The sequence below is a fragment of the Bacillus cereus group sp. N11 genome (assembly GCF_016483605.1).
Taxonomy (GTDB): domain Bacteria; phylum Bacillota; class Bacilli; order Bacillales; family Bacillaceae_G; genus Bacillus_A; species Bacillus_A toyonensis.
This window is the reverse complement of the sequence record NZ_JAEHBN010000001.1, coordinates 597,700-615,123: the sequence shown is the minus strand read 5'-3', so window position 1 is coordinate 615,123 and position 17,424 is coordinate 597,700. Positions and strand designations below refer to the sequence as shown.

Here is a 17,424-nt window from a genome sequence, read left to right as displayed (position 1 = left end):
TATAATCCAAAAACATTGTATTTTTATCGGAATAGTGAAACAATAGAGAGGTAGCTTCATATAATCATAATGACAAAATGAACGGTTTATGAATCGAGCATTTACGGGCAGCCCGACTCCCACTGAACTTCTTTGCTCCACCTGAATTTTGAGGTGGGAGTTTTACTGCCCGCAAATAGCGGGATAAAGGAGATTATAGTATGGCACTCTCATTTGTTGAAACAGAAGAACAATCTTTCATTATTGAACAAATAAATAAATTGATTCCGAAGTTCATGGAAAGGGAGCATCAATTAAGTGAGTTAGGATCATTTCCGCATGAAAATATTAATAATTTAAAAGATATCGGATATACGAAATTAACGTTACCGAAGGAATTTGGTGGTAGTGCGATTTCTTTATATGACTTCGTTTTATTTCAAGGGAAAATTGCAGAAGGCTGTGGAGCTACTGCATTATCGATTGGATGGCATATCGGTATTGTAAAAGAGCTAGCTGAAAATCGCTCTTGGAATGATGGAATGTTCAAATGGTTTTGCGAAGAAGTGCGTAATGGTGCACTCTTTAATCGGGCAGCAACAGAACCGAAAACAGGAAGTCCGACGCGTGGTGGTAAACCAGAAACAATCGCGGTGCAACAAGGCGAGAAGTGGATTATAAATGGAAGGAAAACTTTTACAACGATGGCACCAGTACTTGATTATTTTATTATTTCAGCAAGTATGGAAGGCCGAGAAGAAGTTGGTGAGTTTGTCATTCCAAGAAATACGCTCGGTGTATCAATTGAAGAAACATGGGATAGCGTTGCGATGCGAGGAACTGCTAGCCACGACCTTGTCTTACAAAATGTGGAGATAGAAAACCGCTTCTTTACGAATGTATTGGGCGGGAAAGTGAAACAAAAGGGTATTGGCTGGTTGCTACATATACCAGCATGTTATTTAGGAATCGCACAATCAGCAAGAAATTATGCAGTTCATTTTGCGGAATCATACAAGCCAAATAGTTTAAACCATTCTATTAGTTTATTACCGAGTGTTAGAAGATTAGTTGGAGAAATAGAGCTTGAGCTTATGCAAGCTCGCGTCTTTTTATATCAAATTGCGAAAAAGTACGATGAGGCAGAAGATAAACTATCACTACAAGCAGAACTAGCGGCAGTGAAATACGCAGTAACAAATGCGGCGATATCTATAGTAGATAAAGCAATGCGTATCGTAGGGGCAAAAAGTTTATCAGAAAAAAATCCACTTCATCGTTATTACTTAAATGTCAGAGCGGGTTTACACAATCCGCCGATGGATGATGCAACATTGTCTATACTGGCGGATGCAGCATTTCGGTCGTGATGTTTTAGGAGTAGATCTTATGAATTTAAATGTTATTGTTTATGGACAATATAGTTGTTTTGAAAGCACGTGTTTGATTAGTAATCGAACACGTGCTTTTTATTTGTTTGCCATCCTAGTTTGAAATGTAGTGTTTTCATATAAATGATTATCATGATTTGATGAATGTTCCTGGATGAAAAATATTTATTGTAATGCCAGTTTGAATGTAAACGGTGATAAGGTGTTTTTTGTTGGGAAGGAATTTGTAACTTTTAATAGAATAATTTATGAAGATGATTAGATAATAAATGTTTACACATAAGGAGATAAAACTATGGAAAAGAACAAATTACTAAGAATGGACAATGTCAGTATCGTTGTAGAATCTCTTGATGACGCAATCTCTTTCTTCGAGGAGATTGGCTTGAAACTCGAAGGGCGAGCTACTGTCGAAGGTGAATGGGCTGGTCGCGTAACCGGACTGGGCTCCCAGTGCGTAGAGATTGCTATGATGGTTACGCCAGATGGTCACAGCCGAATTGAACTTTCGCGATTTCTCACCCCACCTACTATATCAGATCACCGGACTGCTCCTGTAAACGCCCTCGGTTATTTACGCGTCATGTTCACTGTTGAAGACATTGACGAAATGGTATACAGACTCACGACTAAGTGTGGTGCTCAGCTCGTTGGCGAAGTGGTTCAGTACGAGGACTCGTATCGACTCTGTTACATTCGTGGAACCGAAGGGCTTCTAATTGGTTTGGCGGAACAACTCGGTAACAAATAAGAAAGTGACGTTTTATAAAAAAACTTTACTGAAATATATTACTGAAGTGAAAATTGAAACAGAATAGTAGTGTGAAAGTAACTTTAAGAAGTAGGGTACGTCATATAACATAACATGCAAGCGAAAGGACTCTCCGAACCACTTGGTCGCCGGGGAAGAAGCAGGGAAGAGATTCAGGCAACATCTCTGTGAAAACGTTATATGCTCATTCCTCTCAATTTGAAGAAATTTATTATTCAATAAAAGGGCTCTTCTTCAGAGCGACAAAAAAGCCAAATTCCTTAATTTTAATATTGAGAAATTAGGCTTTTAATTTTGGAATTTCTTTAACGTTGTAAATTCGTATTTTCCTGAGCTACCCTATGCTCATCAAACTAAGAAGAGCAAATACTCCAAAGCGAGAAAATTGACATCTCCAGATGAGGATGTACAATTTTTTGTTTTGAGGATGCGCCAAAATATTAGCTTGATAGCAATAGGCAGCATCCCTTGAATAGCTTCGAAGAACTCAATTCTAAATAATACATCTGAACGAGAGATAATGGAATGTTTTTTTGTAAGATGTATATCTTTTTCTCTTTTTAGTAGTATTGTTCATGAAAAATAGCACATTACAAATAAGTGTTATCAATTGAAAAAATCTTTCTTTTCATTCTTCTTTTTATAGTTTTATAGGAGAAAGCTAGGCTTCTTATTTTTACTAATGTATAATAAGAAAAAAGCACGAAAAGAGGTTATCTCATGCTAGAGGTTATTGCAACATGTTTAGAAGATGTGAAACGAATTGAAAGCGCGGGTGGGAAGCGGATTGAATTAATTTCATCTTATACAGAAGGTGGATTAACGCCGAGTTATGCATTTATTAAAAAAGCGGTAGAAGCAGTAAATATACCGATTCACGTTATGATTCGTCCGCATGCGAAGTCTTTTACATATACGGAAGAAGAAATTGAAATGATGAAAGAAGACATTAGCGTTGCGCAGAAGTTAGGTGCAGCAGGCGTTGTATTAGGCGTATTAAACGAACAAAAAGAAGTTGATAAAGAGAAGCTAGCAGATTTGTTATCTGTTGTAGATGGAATAAATGTAACGTATCACCGTGCGATAGATGATATAGAAAACCTAGTAGAAGCGATGAGAACTTTAAAGGAATTCCATAAAGTGACTCACGTGTTAACTTCAGGTGGACAAGGAAATATAGTAGATAATATTCCAGTGCTTAAAGATATGCAAAAGGTAAGCGATGGTCAAATTCAACTTGTAGCTGGAAGTGGTGTAACGAAAGAAAATATAAAGCAGTTATTAGATGAAACTGGAATTTCGCAAGCTCATGTCGGTACAGCGGTAAGAGAAGGTAAATCATGTTTTTCTGAAATTGATCGAAGTTTAGTGCGAGAATTAGTTGAAATAATAAAATAATTGCATAAGAAAGAGGAGAAACGATGAAGGAAAATACGAAGAAAGAATTATTCTCATGGGCTAAAACGATAGGATTTACCCTTGTATTAATCGCAATTATTCGCGGTGTTTTATTTACACCTTCTTTAGTGCAAGGTGAATCAATGATGCCTACTTTAGAAAATAATGAGCGCGTTCTCGTGAATAAGATTGGTTATAGTATAAGTGGATTAGATCGCTTCGATGTTATCGTCTTCCACGGAAAAGAAGGGTACGACTTAGTAAAACGAGTAATTGGTTTACCAGGTGATACAGTTGAGTATAAAAACGATGTTTTATACGTAAACGGAAAAGTGATGGAAGAACCATATTTAAAAGAGTTTAAAGAAAAAGCAGTAGGCCGAGTATTAACTCCAGACTTTACGTTAGAACAAATCACAGGAAAAACGAAAGTGCCAGAAGGCCAAGTATTTGTTTTAGGAGATAATCGTGAAGTTTCTAAGGACGGTCGCATGTTTGGCTTTATTTCAGAAGATGAAATTGTCGGAAAAGGACAAGCTGTTTTCTGGCCGTTGAAACAAGTAAGAGCGTTATAAAGAAAAAGTATGGGAGAAATATTCTTCCGGTGGATTTAAATCACATTTTTTGTGAAACTGAATGTTCATTTAAGAAAGACAGACAGAGGTCATTTTGATTATTATTTTTCAAAATGGCCTCTGTTTATTTGAAGATAGTATTGCAAGGAGGGAATTTAAATGATAACGAAAGAATCAGAAGTTATCTTAAACAGGAAAGGAGCCAGGAAAGTAAACGAAATTCCTAAAGAGGTCTTACAATTACTACAGCAAGGGAAAGTAGAAAGTGTTAATCTAACAGAATGGCTAGCTATAAATCATATTGAACTACTCAAAAATGTCTTACCTTTAATAGGACTCAAGAATAGTTTGGAAAGCATAGTAGCTGAATTAGAAAAACAGAACGTGGAAACAGGGATGAAAGTCATACGAATAACAGGAACTTTATTGGATGAAATTATACTCAAAGAGAATGAAGGAAACAAGGAAGATGTATTGTTAAAATTATCTAATCATATTTCAGATAGTGTACGATGTTGGGCAGCGTTTATGAATAAAAAATCAAATAACACATTAAAAGATACATTAACGTACATTCGACCTTTTGCAGCGGATCATCATTTTGGTGTTCGAGAAATTGCTTGGATGTCTATTAGAGAAGATCTTTCACAGAATATAGAAAAAAGTGTGGAGTTGTTAGTAGAATGGGCAAAAAGTGAAGATGAGAATATTCGTAGGTTCTCTGTAGAATCTATTCGTCCTCGAGGTGTATGGAGTAAACATATTGAAATATTAAAACAAGAACCTGAAAAAGCACTTCCTATTCTTAATTTACTTAAATCAGATCCATCAAAATATGTCCAAGATTCGGTTGGAAACTGGTTAAATGATGCAAGTAAAACGAAACCGGATTGGGTAATGGACCTGTGTGAAGAATGGGAAAAAGATACTGACATAAAATCAACTAGTAGAATTATTAAAAAAGCTAAAAGAACGATTTTAAAAAATAAGTAATATGTAACTAATAGACTTGTTAGTTGAACGAAGGAACAATCAATCATGTTAAAAAAGAATACTTTGAATAACTATGAGAAGAGCATGTTTTGATCAAAAATTGATTCAAACATGCTCTTTATATTTTCTTTTATAGCAGTGTTATTAATGAAAAGTGATCAAATTTTATTTCAAATCTAAACTTCCGTACTTTTTATTGTAACTTTTATTCTAATAGTTCGTTCTTCACGTGTTAAAGTTTTGTCAATCATTCAAGAGCCTTTCATTTTATATAAATCACTTATTATTTGTGTTTTTTTAATAGCGGACAAAATATATCGGATTATGTACGTGAAAAAAATATTGATAGAATTGAAAGAATATTTTATAATTTTAAATTATATCTTTGTTTCGAAAAATGGAATTAAAGTTCCGAAATTCGGAACAAAAAGGAGATAGGATGAGTATAAATAAAACGGCAGTGAAGACAATGGATATTTTAGAGTTATTTTATGAGCATGAAGAGTTAAGTTTAACAGAGATGGTTCAGCTTACAAATATGCCGAAAACATCTGTTTATCGTTTAATCGGTTCGCTAGAAGAAATGGAGCTTTTACAAAAAAATGAGAAGGGGAAATATCGCCTTGGAGTCGTTTTTTTACGGTTTGGGCAACTTGTTTCACAAAGATTATCAGTAAGAAATATTGCGATTCCATATATGAAAGAGCTTAGAGATAGTTTAGGGCAGGCAGTTAATTTAATTATTCAAGATGGTAATGATGCAATTTACGTTGAAAAAATGGAAGGAGTTCAGCCGGTACGTGTTTATACAGCGGTTGGAAGAAGAGCACCTCTTTATGCGGGGGCATGTCCGAGAATTTTACTATCTTATTTTTCTGAGGAAGAGAAAAGGAAGTACGTAGAGAAAACCGATTTAAAACAGTTTGCGGATGGAACAATCGTGAATAAGGAACATTTGCTAGAAGTATTACAACTAGCGAAAAAGGAAGGTTACACAATTAGTTATTCTGAATTAGAAAATCATACAGCGGCTATAGCAGCTCCGATTTTTGCAAATAATGGAACGGTTGTAGCAGGTATTAGTATTTCAGGTTTAGCAATTGAGTATGGCGAAAGTAACATTTCATATTTTACTGCGAAAGTGAAAGAAACAGCATACCGCATTTCGAAAGAACTCGGCTTTTTGGCATAGAAAGAGGGAATGGGATGAAATTTTCTGCGTTAGGGGATCAAGCAATTATTGTTACGTTTGGTGAAGAAATTAGGATGGATATATACGGAAAAGTGCAGCGATTATTTCAAGCGTTGAAACAACATCCATTTACAGGAATGGTTGAATGTGTGCCATCGTTTACTTCATTAGCAATTTATTATAATTTGTACGAAGTATGGATGCAAAATGAGAGAAGTGAAAGGTCATATGATTACGTTTGCCAATATATACAGGAGCTGTGTGATTCATATAAAGAAGAAGTGAACGAGAATGTGAAACATATTTCTATACCAGTTTGCTACGGAGGCGAATATGGGCCGGATTTAGAAGAGGTCGCACATTATCAAGGTTTGCAAGTAGAGGATGTTATTCGTATACATAGCGAAACAACATATTTTGTGTATATGTTAGGTTTCACACCAGGATTCCCATATTTAGGGGGATTATCAAAACAATTAGAAACACCTAGAAAAGAAACACCACGGTTACAAATTGCTCCTGGTTCGGTAGGGATTGGTGGAAAGCAAACAGGTATTTATCCGCTTGAAACACCGGGTGGATGGAATATTATCGGCCGAACACCGATTTCATTATTTAATCCAAGAGAAGAATCACCTACCTATATTCAAAGTGGTATGTATTTACGTTTTATCCCGGTAACAAGGGAAGAATACGTATCGCTAGAGGGGGCTAAAGAATGGATGTAGAGGTTTTACATGCGGGGATGCTTACAACAGTCCAAGATTTAGGACGATTTCATTATCAACAGTATGGTGTACCAGTTGGCGGTGCGATGGATAAAAATGCACTTAGGCTAATCAATATGTTAGTCGGTAATGAAGAAAATGAAGCAGGTTTAGAAATGACGATAATGGGACCTAAATTGTTACTAAAGAAAACGACTTTGCTCGCGATTGGCGGAGCGGATTTGGAACCGTTATTGAATGGAGAACGAATTCCGTTATGGCGTCCTATTTTAGCAGAAGAAGGCAGCATGCTTTGTTTTGGAAAAGCGAAACGTGGGTGCAGAGCATATGTAACATTTGCTGGTGGTATTCATATTGATCATACAATGGGAAGTAAAAGTACATATATGCGAGCTGCTATTGGCGGGATTGAAGGAAGGATGCTCAAAAAGGGTGACTATTTTCAAATTGGTACGCACGCAGAAATGGCGAGTCGTTTCATTCAGAACTTACAAAAGGAAGAGCGAATAAAAACAAAATGGGCAATTCGAAATAACGTCTTACCAAAATATAAGAAGCATCCTACGCTTCGCGTCATAACAGATTTTGAATATAATCAGTTTACAGAAAAAAGTAAAGAGTCATTTTTTATGAAAGAGTATAAAGTGTCCAATTATGCTGATCGCATGGGATATAGGTTTGATGGGGAAGTTTTAAATAGAGAAATAGAACAAGAAATTCTATCAAGTCCTGTTACATTTGGAACCATTCAAGTTCCAAATGGTGGGCAGCCTATTATATTAATGGCAGATAGGCAAACGACAGGTGGCTATCCGAGAATCGGAAATGTCATTTCAGTAGATTTACCTCTGCTTGCCCAGCTGAAACCAGGGGACTATGTAACTTTTGAAAAAGTTTCTATAGAAGAAGCGGAGCGATTGTACATAGAGCAGGAAGAAAATATGAAACTATTAAAGAAGTTCATCGCTTTACGAAGCTGAGAGTAGGAGGGAAATATCGTGACGACAATCGATTTGAATTGTGATTTAGGAGAAAGTTTTGGAGCTTATAAAATGGGGAATGATGATGAGATTCTTCCGTTCGTTTCCTCTATAAATGTTGCTTGTGGTTTTCATGCGGGTGATCCGATCGTTATGCGTCAAACAGTTGAAAAAGCTTTGAAACATAACGTAGCAATAGGGGCGCATCCTGGATTTCCTGATTTAATTGGATTTGGAAGAAGAAACATGAATGTTTCAGCAAGTGAAGTATATGATTACGTTTTATATCAAATTGGTGCATTAGACGGGTTTGTGAAAGCGGCAGGGGCGAAGATGCATCATGTGAAACCGCACGGTGCCCTATATAATATGGCGGCAACTGACCCAGCAATTGCAGATGCAATCGTAAAGGCAATTTCTCATATGAACCCGGATCTATTACTTTACGGATTAGCAAATAGCGAGGCGTTTATACAAGCTGCAGAAAAATATAAAGTAACATTCATGCAAGAAGTTTTTGCTGATCGTACGTATAAGCAAGATGGGACATTAACAAGTCGTACAGAAAAAAATGCACTTATAACAGATGAAGGCGAAGCGATAAAACAAGTGCTTCAAATGGTAAAAGAAGGATATGTAGAAACGGTGAATGGAGAGAAAGTAACAGTTCAGGCGCAAACAATTTGTTTGCATGGCGATGGAGAGAAAGCGGTACAATTTGCGGAGAGAATATACAGAACATTCGAACTTAATGGTGTTTCTATATGTGCACCGAAATAAAAAATGAGGGGAAGTGCTGGAAATGATTAAATTAATTGGGATACTACTTGTTGCAGTTGGCTTTCTATTTAGGTTAAATACACTATTAGTAGTAATGGTTGCAGGAATTGTTACTGGTATGGTTTCAGGATTAAGTTTTTATGACGTCATCAGCATGTTCGGTAAATTTTTTATAGAAAATAGATATATGTCTATGCCTATTATACTAACTTTACCTGTAATCGGAATTTTAGAGCGTTATGGTTTAAAAGAAAGAGCAGAAGCACTTATAACGAAATCAAAAGGGGCAACAACTGGAAGAGTATTAATGTCATATTTTACAATAAGAGAATCATCAGCGGCACTAGGGCTGAATATTGGTGGTCATGCGCAAACAGTAAGACCGCTCGTTGCACCAATGGCAGAAGGAGCGGCACAAGGTAAATACGGTAAACTTCCGGAAAAATTAAGAGAAAAGATTAAAGCAAACGCAGCTGCTGCGGAAAATACAGCTTGGTTTTTCGGAGAAGATATTTTTATCGCAACTGGTGCGATTTTATTAATGAAAGGATTCTTCGATTCAGTAGGTATGCATGTCGGAGTATGGGATATGGCGCTTTGGGGTATTCCAACAGCAATATCCGCACTAATCGTAAGTTGGATTAGATTCAGAAGGTTTGATAAATATATAGCGAAAACAATGAAGGCAGAAGGAAAACAAGAGAAGGAGGCTATATAAGATGAACATCATAACTATGGATACAATTTATTATGTATTAGGTATAATCGTTGCCTTTATCGCTGTGCGTATCGCATTCGATCGTGAACATCCAAACCGATTCGGTTCTAGCTTATTTTGGGCATTATTCGCAGTTACATTTTTATTCGGAAATGTAATACCTTCGTTTTACGTTGGGTGTATCGTGCTCGCTATGGTCGTGTTAGCTTCATTGAATAAAGTAACAAAATCTCAGGAGAAAGAAGTACCTGTACAAGAACGTGTGAAACATGCTGAGAAATTAAAAAATAAAATTTTCATGCCTGCACTTTTAATTCCTATTTTTACAATTATCGGTACGTTAACGTTAGGGAAAATCAAATGGGGAAATGTATCCCTTGTAGATCCAGATAAAGTAACGTTAGTTGCATTAGCGTTAGGAGCATTACTCGCATTCGTTGCGGCGATGCGTATTACAAAATCGAAAATAACGACGCCTGTTCAAGAAGGAAGTAGATTATTACAAGCTGTTGGTTGGGCAGTTATTTTACCACAAATGTTAGCAGCACTTGGCGGCATTTTTGCGAAGTCTGGTGTTGGACAAGTCGTTTCTGATTTAGTTGGAAAAGTGTTACCGACAGAATATCCATTCGTTGCTGTTATGGCGTACTGTTTAGGAATGATGCTTTTCACAGTTGTAATGGGGAATGCATTCGCAGCGTTTGCAGTAATCACTGGCGGAATCGGATTACCTTTAATTGTTCAAATGCACGGCGGGAATCCAGCGATTATGGCCGCACTCGGCATGTTTGCTGGATATTGCGGAACACTGCTTACGCCAATGGCAGCAAACTTTAATATCGTTCCAGCAATGCTTTTAGAGTTAAAAGATAAAAATGCTGTTATTAAAGCGCAAGTACCCATCGCGCTTTCAATCTTTATCATAAATATGTTTATTATGTACGGCTTAGTATATCGTTTCTAATTAGGAGGGAAAACGATGAAAACAGTATTATTAACAGGGTTCGATCCGTTCGGCGGAGAAAGTATCAATCCAGCTTGGGAAGTCGCAAAAAGTTTGCATGAAAAAACAATTGGAGAATACAAGATTATAAGTAAACAAGTTCCAACTGTATTTCATAAATCAATAAAAGTTTTAAAAGAATATATAGAAGAACTGTCGCCGGAAATGATTATATGTATCGGACAAGCTGGGGGTAGACCAGATATTACGATAGAGCGTGTCGCAATTAATATTGATGATGCAAGAATTGCTGACAATGAAGGGAATCAGCCGGTGGATGTACCGGTTGTTGAGGAAGGACCTGCTGCCTATTGGTCCACGCTCCCAATGAAAGCAATCGTAAAAAAACTTCGTGAAGAAGGCATACCGTCATCTGTTTCACAAACGGCAGGTACATTCGTTTGTAATCACTTATTCTATGGACTTATGCATGAACTAGAAAAATATGATATGCAAATAAAAGGCGGATTCATTCATATTCCGTTCTTACCAGAACAAGCGAGTAGCTATCCAGGGCAACCGAGTATGTCACTTTCTACTATTAGTAAAGGGATAGAGTTGGCAATCGAGGTAACAACGGAAGTAGAAGTAGATATTGTAGAAATTGGGGGCGCGACGCATTAAGTAAAATGAAATGTACAACACCTCCTGTAAACAACTGGTATAATAAGTATAGGAATATACATAGAGGTGATTTTTGTGCAATTTGAAGAAGTTCGTTCAATTTTAGAAAAAGCGAAGAAAATTACTGTATTAACAGGCGCAGGAGCCAGTACAGAAAGTGGCATCCCAGATTTCCGTTCAGCAAATGGGTTGTATGCTGATGCGAATGTGGAGATGTACTTATCGAGAGGGTACTATAACAGAAGTCCGAAAGAGTTTTGGAAGCATTATAAAGAAATATTTCAAATTAATACGTTTCATCAATATAAAGCTAATCGTGGACATCGCTTTTTAGCTGAGCTAGAAGAACAAGGGAAAGATATAACAATTTTAACGCAAAATATCGACGGTTTACATCAATTAGGTGGTAGTAAACATGTCATTGATTTACACGGAACACTTCAAACAGCACATTGTCCGAAGTGTAAAACGGGTTATGATTTACAATATATGATTGATCATGAAGTACCGCGCTGCGAGAAGTGTAATTTCATTTTAAATCCAGATGTTGTTTTATACGGAGATACACTGCCGCAATATCAAAATGCGATTACACGTTTATATGAAACAGATGTGTTTCTCGTTATGGGAACGTCATTAAAAGTACAGCCTGTCGCATCTTTCCCGGAAATTGCAAAGAGGGAAATTGGAGCAACAACCATTTTAGTAAATGAAGAGTTAACAGGGCAGGAATATAACTTTGATTTTGTTTTTCGACAAAAGATTGGTGAATTTGTTGAAGGGTTATCTTCAAATAAATAAGTTATCGTAAAAAAACTGAGGTGCAATGTATCTACCTCAGTTTTTTGTATTCATGATATTGTATTGTAAGGGGAATGGTAATAAATAGGATGCGAAATCCGAAAACTGAAAATTAAATCTTTTCTTTCTTTTGTAACTAATATAAAATTCTATATATATCATATAAATAAATTTGATACATAATGAGTTATCCCGTTATTTGCGAGCAGTAAGACTCCCATCTGAAAAATTCGGCACAGGCGAAGAAATTAGGTGGAAGATTAACCGCTTGTAAAAGCCCGATTGTTGTGGGCTAATAAACAGAGGACCACTCTGTTTAAAGTTTCAATTTATGCGTAGAAGTTAATAGAATGAAGCGAGGGAGCGAAATGAGACAGAACAAGGAGAAAAAGAAACAACCGAAAAAGAAAAAGACTCATATTCCATTTCGGTTAAATGTACTATTTTTTATCGTCTTTCTTTTATTTTCAGCTATTATTATTCAACTAGGTAAAGTGCAAATCATTGATGGAGAAACGTATCGAAATGAAGTGAATAAAAAGGAAGATGTGACGGTGAGTACGCCTGTTCCTAGAGGGAAAATGTTTGATCGAGAAGGCAAAGTAATTGTAAATAACAAACCACTACGAACCGTTACATATACGAAAATGAAAGGAGTAGACTCGAAAGAAGTTTTAAAAGTAGCGAGAGAGTTAGCAGGGCTAATTGAAATGTCGCAAGAGGATATGGATAAGTTAACAGAGACAGATAAAAAAGATTTTTGGATGCAGTTAAATGAAAAAAGGGCTGCAGAAAAAGTAACGAAAGCAGATGAGAGTAAATTTAGGAAGCAGGAAATAGAAGGGAAAGAATTAGATAAAAAAGTAGAAGAGTTGCGTCGGGAGAGAATTACACAAGAAGAATTAAAGGAGCTTTCAAAAGATGATTTAGAAGTATTAGCAATTAAAAGTAAAATGAATACGGGATATAAAATGACGCCGCAAATCGTTAAAAAAGATGTAAGTCAAAATGAATATGCAATCGTTAGTGAAAGATTAGCAAGCTTGCCGGGGGTAGATACGACAGTAGATTGGGAACGTGAATATCCAAATGATAAAATCCTTCGTTCTATACTTGGTAGCGTTTCTAATGAAAATGAGGGATTGCCAAGAGAACAATTAGAGTATTATTTAGTTCGTGATTACAACCGAAATGATCGTATTGGTAAGAGTTACATCGAAAAGCAATACGAAGATGCATTACATGGAATGAAAGAACAATCTAGAAATATTACAGATAAAGCAGGGAATATTATTCGGACTGAAAAAGTGACTGAAGGAAAAAGTGGAAATAACTTAATGTTAACGGTTGATATGGATTTGCAAAAAAAGGTAGAGGAAAGTCTTGAAAAAAATTTACGAGCGTTTCATTCTTCAGAACCGATGATGGATCGTGCTTTCGTTGTAATGATGAATCCGAAAAACGGTCAAATTTTATCAATGGCAGGAAAGAAAATTGTAAATAAAGATGGCGTGATGCAAATAGAAGACTACGCATTAGGGACGATGACAAGTTCCTATGAGTTAGGATCAACTGTGAAAGGGGCTACTTTATTATCTGGATACCAAGCAGAAGCGATTAAACCGTTTACGCATTTCTTTGATGCGCCAATGTACTTTAAAGGAAGTACTAAGCCGAAAAAATCATGGAAAGATTTTGGTGATATTGATGATTTAAGAGCTTTACAAGTTTCGTCGAACGTTTATATGTTTAATACAGCATTAAAAATGGCGGGGATTAATTATGTGCCAAACAATCCGTTAGATATTAAACAAGAGACATTTAATAAAATGCGTTACTATTTTAGACAATTTGGTTTAGGTGTATCGACTGGTATTGACTTGCCAAATGAATCAATTGGTCAAATGGGTAGAACTGATAATATACCAGGCTTTTTACTTGATTATGCAATTGGACAATATGATACATATACACCGCTACAGCTTGCTCAATATATTTCAACAATTGCAAATGGCGGTTACCGAATGAAACCACAAATTGTGCAAGAAATTAGAGAGCAGCCAAACCGCCCAGAGGATGTCGGAAAAGTTATTCGATCAATTGAACCGGTTGTTTTAAATCGAGTGGATATGAACACGTCATACATTAATCATGTAAAAGAAGGGTTTAGAAGAGTTTTTCAAGAAGCTGACGGAACAGGTACAGGAACGTTTAAAGGCTTACCGTATAAACCAGCTGGAAAAACAGGAACAGCTGAGACGGTATATGGTGGAGAAAGTGATATTGGAAGAGATGAGAACTATAACCGAAAAAAATGTTATAATTTAACTCTTGCCGGCTATGCGCCATATGATGCTGATCCGGAAGTAGCTTTTTCAGTTGTTGTACCATGGGTGAATAATGATAAATCAGGGGTTAATTCCGCGATTGGTAAAGAAATTTTGGATGCGTATTTTGACTTGAAAGCGAAAAGATCAAATGCAAATTCAGTCCCGGTAGAACAGCCGAACAAGGCCCAGTAAAAATAATATCACTGCACAGGAATATATTGTGCAGTGATATATTTTTTGAGTTATTTTATAAGGTGGGAATGGATATGAAAGAGGAGATTAAGAGAGGTTGGGGGAAGTACATACTATTTATACTTGTTATGGTAATAGCCTATCATTCTTTTACGTTATGTAAGGTAGAAGGGAAATCCATGCAGCCGACTTTAAATGAAGAAGACTACGTATTTGTAAATAAAGCAGCAGTACATTTTTCTAACATACAGCACGGGGAAATTGTCATTATTAAAGAAGAGGACGAATCGAAATATTATGTGAAAAGGGTAATAGGGCTACCTGGTGACGTAATTAACATAACGAATGGAACTGTATATGTAAATGATAAAAAACAAGTAGAGCCGTATACAAATAAAGATTTATTCAACAATACACAAGTATTTTACAATTTCCAAAAGACAAAGATTCCACCAAATAAGCTATTTGTCATGGGAGATAACCGTGAACTTAGTAGGGATAGTCGCAATGGCTTAGGATATATTGAAGAAGATAACGTGATAGGAAAAGTAGAATTTGTGTATTATCCTTTTTCAAAAATGAAAATTATAGAATAAGTGGGGAATTCATAAAGCCCCACTTATTAAAGTTTCACTTTATTTTCTTTAAAAAACCTTTTGGATTAAAAGATATGAAAAATTTATGTTTAGATTCATCGATTATGAAATTGTTATTTTTAGCTAAAAACTCTTCCACGGCTTCCATCGGGCCAGGGCCCCAATCTGGAAGGAGAGGATTTCCGTTAATACATGTATCCTCTACAATAATGTAACTACCAGTGGTTACAATAGATTTATAAAGTAAGAGTTCTTTTGATACATGTTCTTTACTATGATCAGAATCTAAAATAACTAAAATCACATCATCAGGTTTGCGCATACTTACTATTGTTTGGACGGCCTGCACAGAAACAGAAGATGCTGTTAAATACGTAATCCGATTATGTGATGGCCGATTTGGCTGCGGAGTTATATCGATAGTAAGTACGTGACCTTTTCCGATTAAATCTAACATAGAAGCTAAATACAGTGCACTACCACCATGAAAAGTCCCGCATTCAATAATTAAATCGGGCTTTAATTCATAAATGATTTCTTGATACAAAAAGAGATCAGAGGGAAGTTTGCAGATGGGAACACCGAACCAGTAGGTATCTTTTAACCAAACGTGGCTGTCGTAATACTGTTTTAAAAATTCACTGCTTGTAGTATCGATTTTAAATGCTCCTTTCTAAAAAGGATTCTTTCGTTTGACGTAAAGTATTTACGTATGAAAGTTGTACTATATATTATGTGATAAGGAATTGTAAGGCGAGTGTTTTCACTTGAAAATAAGCCAAATAACTCATGTGGAAAATCAATTGCTTACAAAAGAAGGTGTAATTGAAAGGAAATGATAGTATGTATACATACACAATTTGCTTCATTAGAAAAGGAAATAAAATACTCTTACTAAATAGAAATAAAAAGCCGAATATGGGAATGTGGAATGGTGTTGGGGGAAAAATTGAAGATAATGAAACGCCATATGAAGGAATAATTAGAGAAACGCTTGAGGAAACAGGCATAGGTCTTCCAAGTGTAACGTATAAAGGGAATGTGATTTTTAAAAGTAAGGACGAGCCTCGAGGTAGTGAAGGGATGTACGTATTCCTTGCTGATTTGCCAGAGGGAGTACAAATGGATACACCGTTAAGTACTGATGAAGGTATATTAGAGTGGAAGGAAATTGGATGGATATTAGATGAGAATAATAGAGGTGTAGTTAGTAATTTACCAAAATACTTACCGCTAATATTAACAGAAGAAAATATGTTAGAGCATATATTTACGTACGATAACCGGAATATTATTAATTACACAACTGCATTTTTGACAGAAGATGATGCGAACAAACGATATGAAAAACAACTCGTTTCTCAATAGAAGATAGGATGAAAAACTACACTTATACTTTAGTTGAAAAAATATATATGTTAGGTGATTACATGCTGAAAAAATATACTTTATTAGCCAAAGTTGTAACACAAACTTTCGTTACTTAAATTAAAACAAAAAAGAGATGGCATATCCATCTCTTTTTTGTTTTCGTATGCTCCATGATTAGTTGCGAATCGCTTTAATGATAAAGCGATGTTGCTTCACATCAAAATAGCCTTTTTGCAACATAATCTCATGTATGCGATATAATTCCTCATAATACCTTTCGACAGTAAAATCAGGAATTTGCCACGGAATCGCTTTTAAATAATAGACGATAGCGCCAATATCATAAAAGCGTTGAAGAGGGAATTCTTCCTTTGCATCTAAAATAGTAAATCCATTTTCCTTTAGCTCATTACAGGCAGTTTCGAGTGACCAACTTGCAAATTCGCTATTTAGTGGTGTGCCAAACTGCTTATTAAGTTCTGCGCAATCAAGACCACCAGCTTGTTGTGTAAGAAATATTCCATTAGGAGAAAGGATTCGGTTTACCTCAGAAGCAGCATAGGATTCATGTTGGTTCACAATTAAATCAAATTGAGCATCTTGAAGCGGTAGGGCATCATCATCCTTTACTTCTACAACAATAACCCCTAAAGGCTCTAATTTCTTTCGGGAAATTGGCACGTTTGGAGCGTAGCCCTCAGTAGCATAAATAGTTGGCGGGAACGGTTGTAACATAGATAAAAGCTCTCCACCGCCAGTGCCCATATCTAGCATTGATTTTGCGTGTTGTATAAGCTGGAAAGCAGTGCTACCGTACGACCACGATAAAGGCTCACTTTTCATTCGACCCGTTTCTGAAATGAAAGAAAAATCCCAGCCGCTAAAATTTGTATTTGCACTGTCTAATAAAGTTAAAAATAATGGATCACGTTTCATAATTGTACCCTCCTATTTTGTAAATGAATGATATGATGAGAAAAGTAAAAAGGAGGACCTCTTAT

Annotated in this window: 18 protein-coding genes; 16 read left to right on the top strand and 2 right to left on the bottom strand. The window is 36.0% G+C overall.

Going from position 1 to position 17,424, the window contains the following annotated elements; all coding sequences use genetic code 11:
* The first annotated feature begins 200 nt into the window (after nucleotides 1–200).
* The 15 genes from JDS98_RS03225 to lepB (JDS98_RS03155) all read left to right on the top strand — a co-directional run bounded on the left by JDS98_RS03225 (nucleotide 201) and on the right by lepB (JDS98_RS03155) (nucleotide 15,052).
* A complete protein-coding gene (locus JDS98_RS03225) occupies nucleotides 201–1,349 on the top strand; it encodes an acyl-CoA dehydrogenase family protein (protein WP_097959345.1) in 1,149 nt (382 codons plus the stop codon).
* Nucleotides 1,350–1,665: 316 nt separating this feature from the next.
* Nucleotides 1,666–2,121, top strand: a complete 456-nt coding sequence (locus JDS98_RS03220) for a VOC family protein (protein WP_000414361.1) — start codon at nucleotides 1,666–1,668, stop codon at nucleotides 2,119–2,121.
* Nucleotides 2,122–2,862: 741 nt separating this feature from the next.
* A complete protein-coding gene (locus tag JDS98_RS03215) occupies nucleotides 2,863–3,540 on the top strand; it encodes a copper homeostasis protein CutC (RefSeq protein WP_000895104.1) in 678 nt (225 codons plus the stop codon).
* A gap of 23 nt (nucleotides 3,541–3,563) precedes the next feature.
* Entirely contained in the window at nucleotides 3,564–4,115 is a 552-nt protein-coding gene (lepB, locus tag JDS98_RS03210; RefSeq protein ID WP_097954340.1) for a signal peptidase I, read from the top strand.
* A gap of 159 nt (nucleotides 4,116–4,274) precedes the next feature.
* Nucleotides 4,275–5,108 (top strand): DNA alkylation repair protein, encoded by an 834-nt coding sequence (locus tag JDS98_RS03205; protein WP_097959348.1) that lies wholly within the window; start codon nucleotides 4,275–4,277, stop codon nucleotides 5,106–5,108.
* 439 nt (nucleotides 5,109–5,547) lie between these two features.
* Nucleotides 5,548–6,300 carry an IclR family transcriptional regulator gene (locus tag JDS98_RS03200; RefSeq protein WP_097959349.1) on the top strand — a complete coding sequence of 251 codons (753 nt, stop codon included), beginning with the start codon at nucleotides 5,548–5,550 and terminating at the stop codon, nucleotides 6,298–6,300.
* A gap of 14 nt (nucleotides 6,301–6,314) precedes the next feature.
* The gene (pxpB, locus tag JDS98_RS03195) at nucleotides 6,315–7,028 is read left to right on the top strand and encodes a 5-oxoprolinase subunit PxpB (RefSeq protein ID WP_087970891.1); all 714 of its coding nucleotides are present in this window, start codon (nucleotides 6,315–6,317) and stop codon (nucleotides 7,026–7,028) included.
* Nucleotides 7,019–8,008, top strand: coding sequence for a 5-oxoprolinase subunit C family protein (locus JDS98_RS03190; protein WP_000382262.1), 990 nt, complete (start codon nucleotides 7,019–7,021; stop codon nucleotides 8,006–8,008). Before pxpB ends, JDS98_RS03190 begins: the two co-directional genes overlap by 10 nt.
* Nucleotides 8,009–8,026: 18 nt before the next feature.
* The gene (pxpA, locus tag JDS98_RS03185) at nucleotides 8,027–8,788 is read left to right on the top strand and encodes a 5-oxoprolinase subunit PxpA (protein WP_070173412.1); all 762 of its coding nucleotides are present in this window, start codon (nucleotides 8,027–8,029) and stop codon (nucleotides 8,786–8,788) included.
* Nucleotides 8,789–8,810: 22 nt separating this feature from the next.
* Entirely contained in the window at nucleotides 8,811–9,506 is a 696-nt protein-coding gene (locus tag JDS98_RS03180) for a DUF969 domain-containing protein (protein WP_000593386.1), read from the top strand.
* Between the two features lies 1 nt (nucleotide 9,507).
* On the top strand, nucleotides 9,508–10,470 hold the full coding sequence (locus tag JDS98_RS03175; protein WP_001021667.1) for a DUF979 domain-containing protein: 963 nt from the start codon (nucleotides 9,508–9,510) through the stop codon (nucleotides 10,468–10,470).
* A 15-nt stretch (nucleotides 10,471–10,485) separates the two neighbouring features.
* Nucleotides 10,486–11,133: a pyroglutamyl-peptidase I gene (gene pcp / locus JDS98_RS03170; RefSeq protein WP_097959353.1), complete on the top strand. Its 648-nt coding sequence runs from the start codon at nucleotides 10,486–10,488 to the stop codon at nucleotides 11,131–11,133.
* Nucleotides 11,134–11,208: 75 nt separating this feature from the next.
* Entirely contained in the window at nucleotides 11,209–11,934 is a 726-nt protein-coding gene (locus tag JDS98_RS03165) for an NAD-dependent protein deacylase (RefSeq protein WP_001159146.1), read from the top strand.
* 368 nt (nucleotides 11,935–12,302) lie between these two features.
* Nucleotides 12,303–14,456, top strand: a complete 2,154-nt coding sequence (locus JDS98_RS03160) for a peptidoglycan D,D-transpeptidase FtsI family protein (protein WP_199633543.1) — start codon at nucleotides 12,303–12,305, stop codon at nucleotides 14,454–14,456.
* 74 nt (nucleotides 14,457–14,530) lie between these two features.
* Complete coding sequence (gene lepB / locus JDS98_RS03155; RefSeq protein WP_000656825.1) at nucleotides 14,531–15,052, top strand: signal peptidase I; 522 nt, start codon at nucleotides 14,531–14,533, stop codon at nucleotides 15,050–15,052.
* A gap of 34 nt (nucleotides 15,053–15,086) precedes the next feature.
* Here lepB (JDS98_RS03155) and JDS98_RS03150 read toward each other — a convergent pair whose 3' ends face one another.
* Entirely contained in the window at nucleotides 15,087–15,710 is a 624-nt protein-coding gene (locus JDS98_RS03150; protein ID WP_073990597.1) for a cephalosporin hydroxylase family protein, read from the bottom strand.
* Nucleotides 15,711–15,877: 167 nt separating this feature from the next.
* Between JDS98_RS03150 and JDS98_RS03145 the strand changes: the two genes are divergently transcribed.
* Nucleotides 15,878–16,420 carry an NUDIX hydrolase gene (locus JDS98_RS03145; RefSeq protein ID WP_140154104.1) on the top strand — a complete coding sequence of 181 codons (543 nt, stop codon included), beginning with the start codon at nucleotides 15,878–15,880 and terminating at the stop codon, nucleotides 16,418–16,420.
* A gap of 177 nt (nucleotides 16,421–16,597) precedes the next feature.
* Here the strand turns inward: JDS98_RS03145 and JDS98_RS03140 are convergent, their stop codons facing one another.
* On the bottom strand, nucleotides 16,598–17,359 hold the full coding sequence (locus JDS98_RS03140) for a class I SAM-dependent methyltransferase (RefSeq protein ID WP_000817560.1): 762 nt from the start codon (nucleotides 17,357–17,359) through the stop codon (nucleotides 16,598–16,600).
* Nucleotides 17,360–17,424 lie beyond the last annotated feature (65 nt).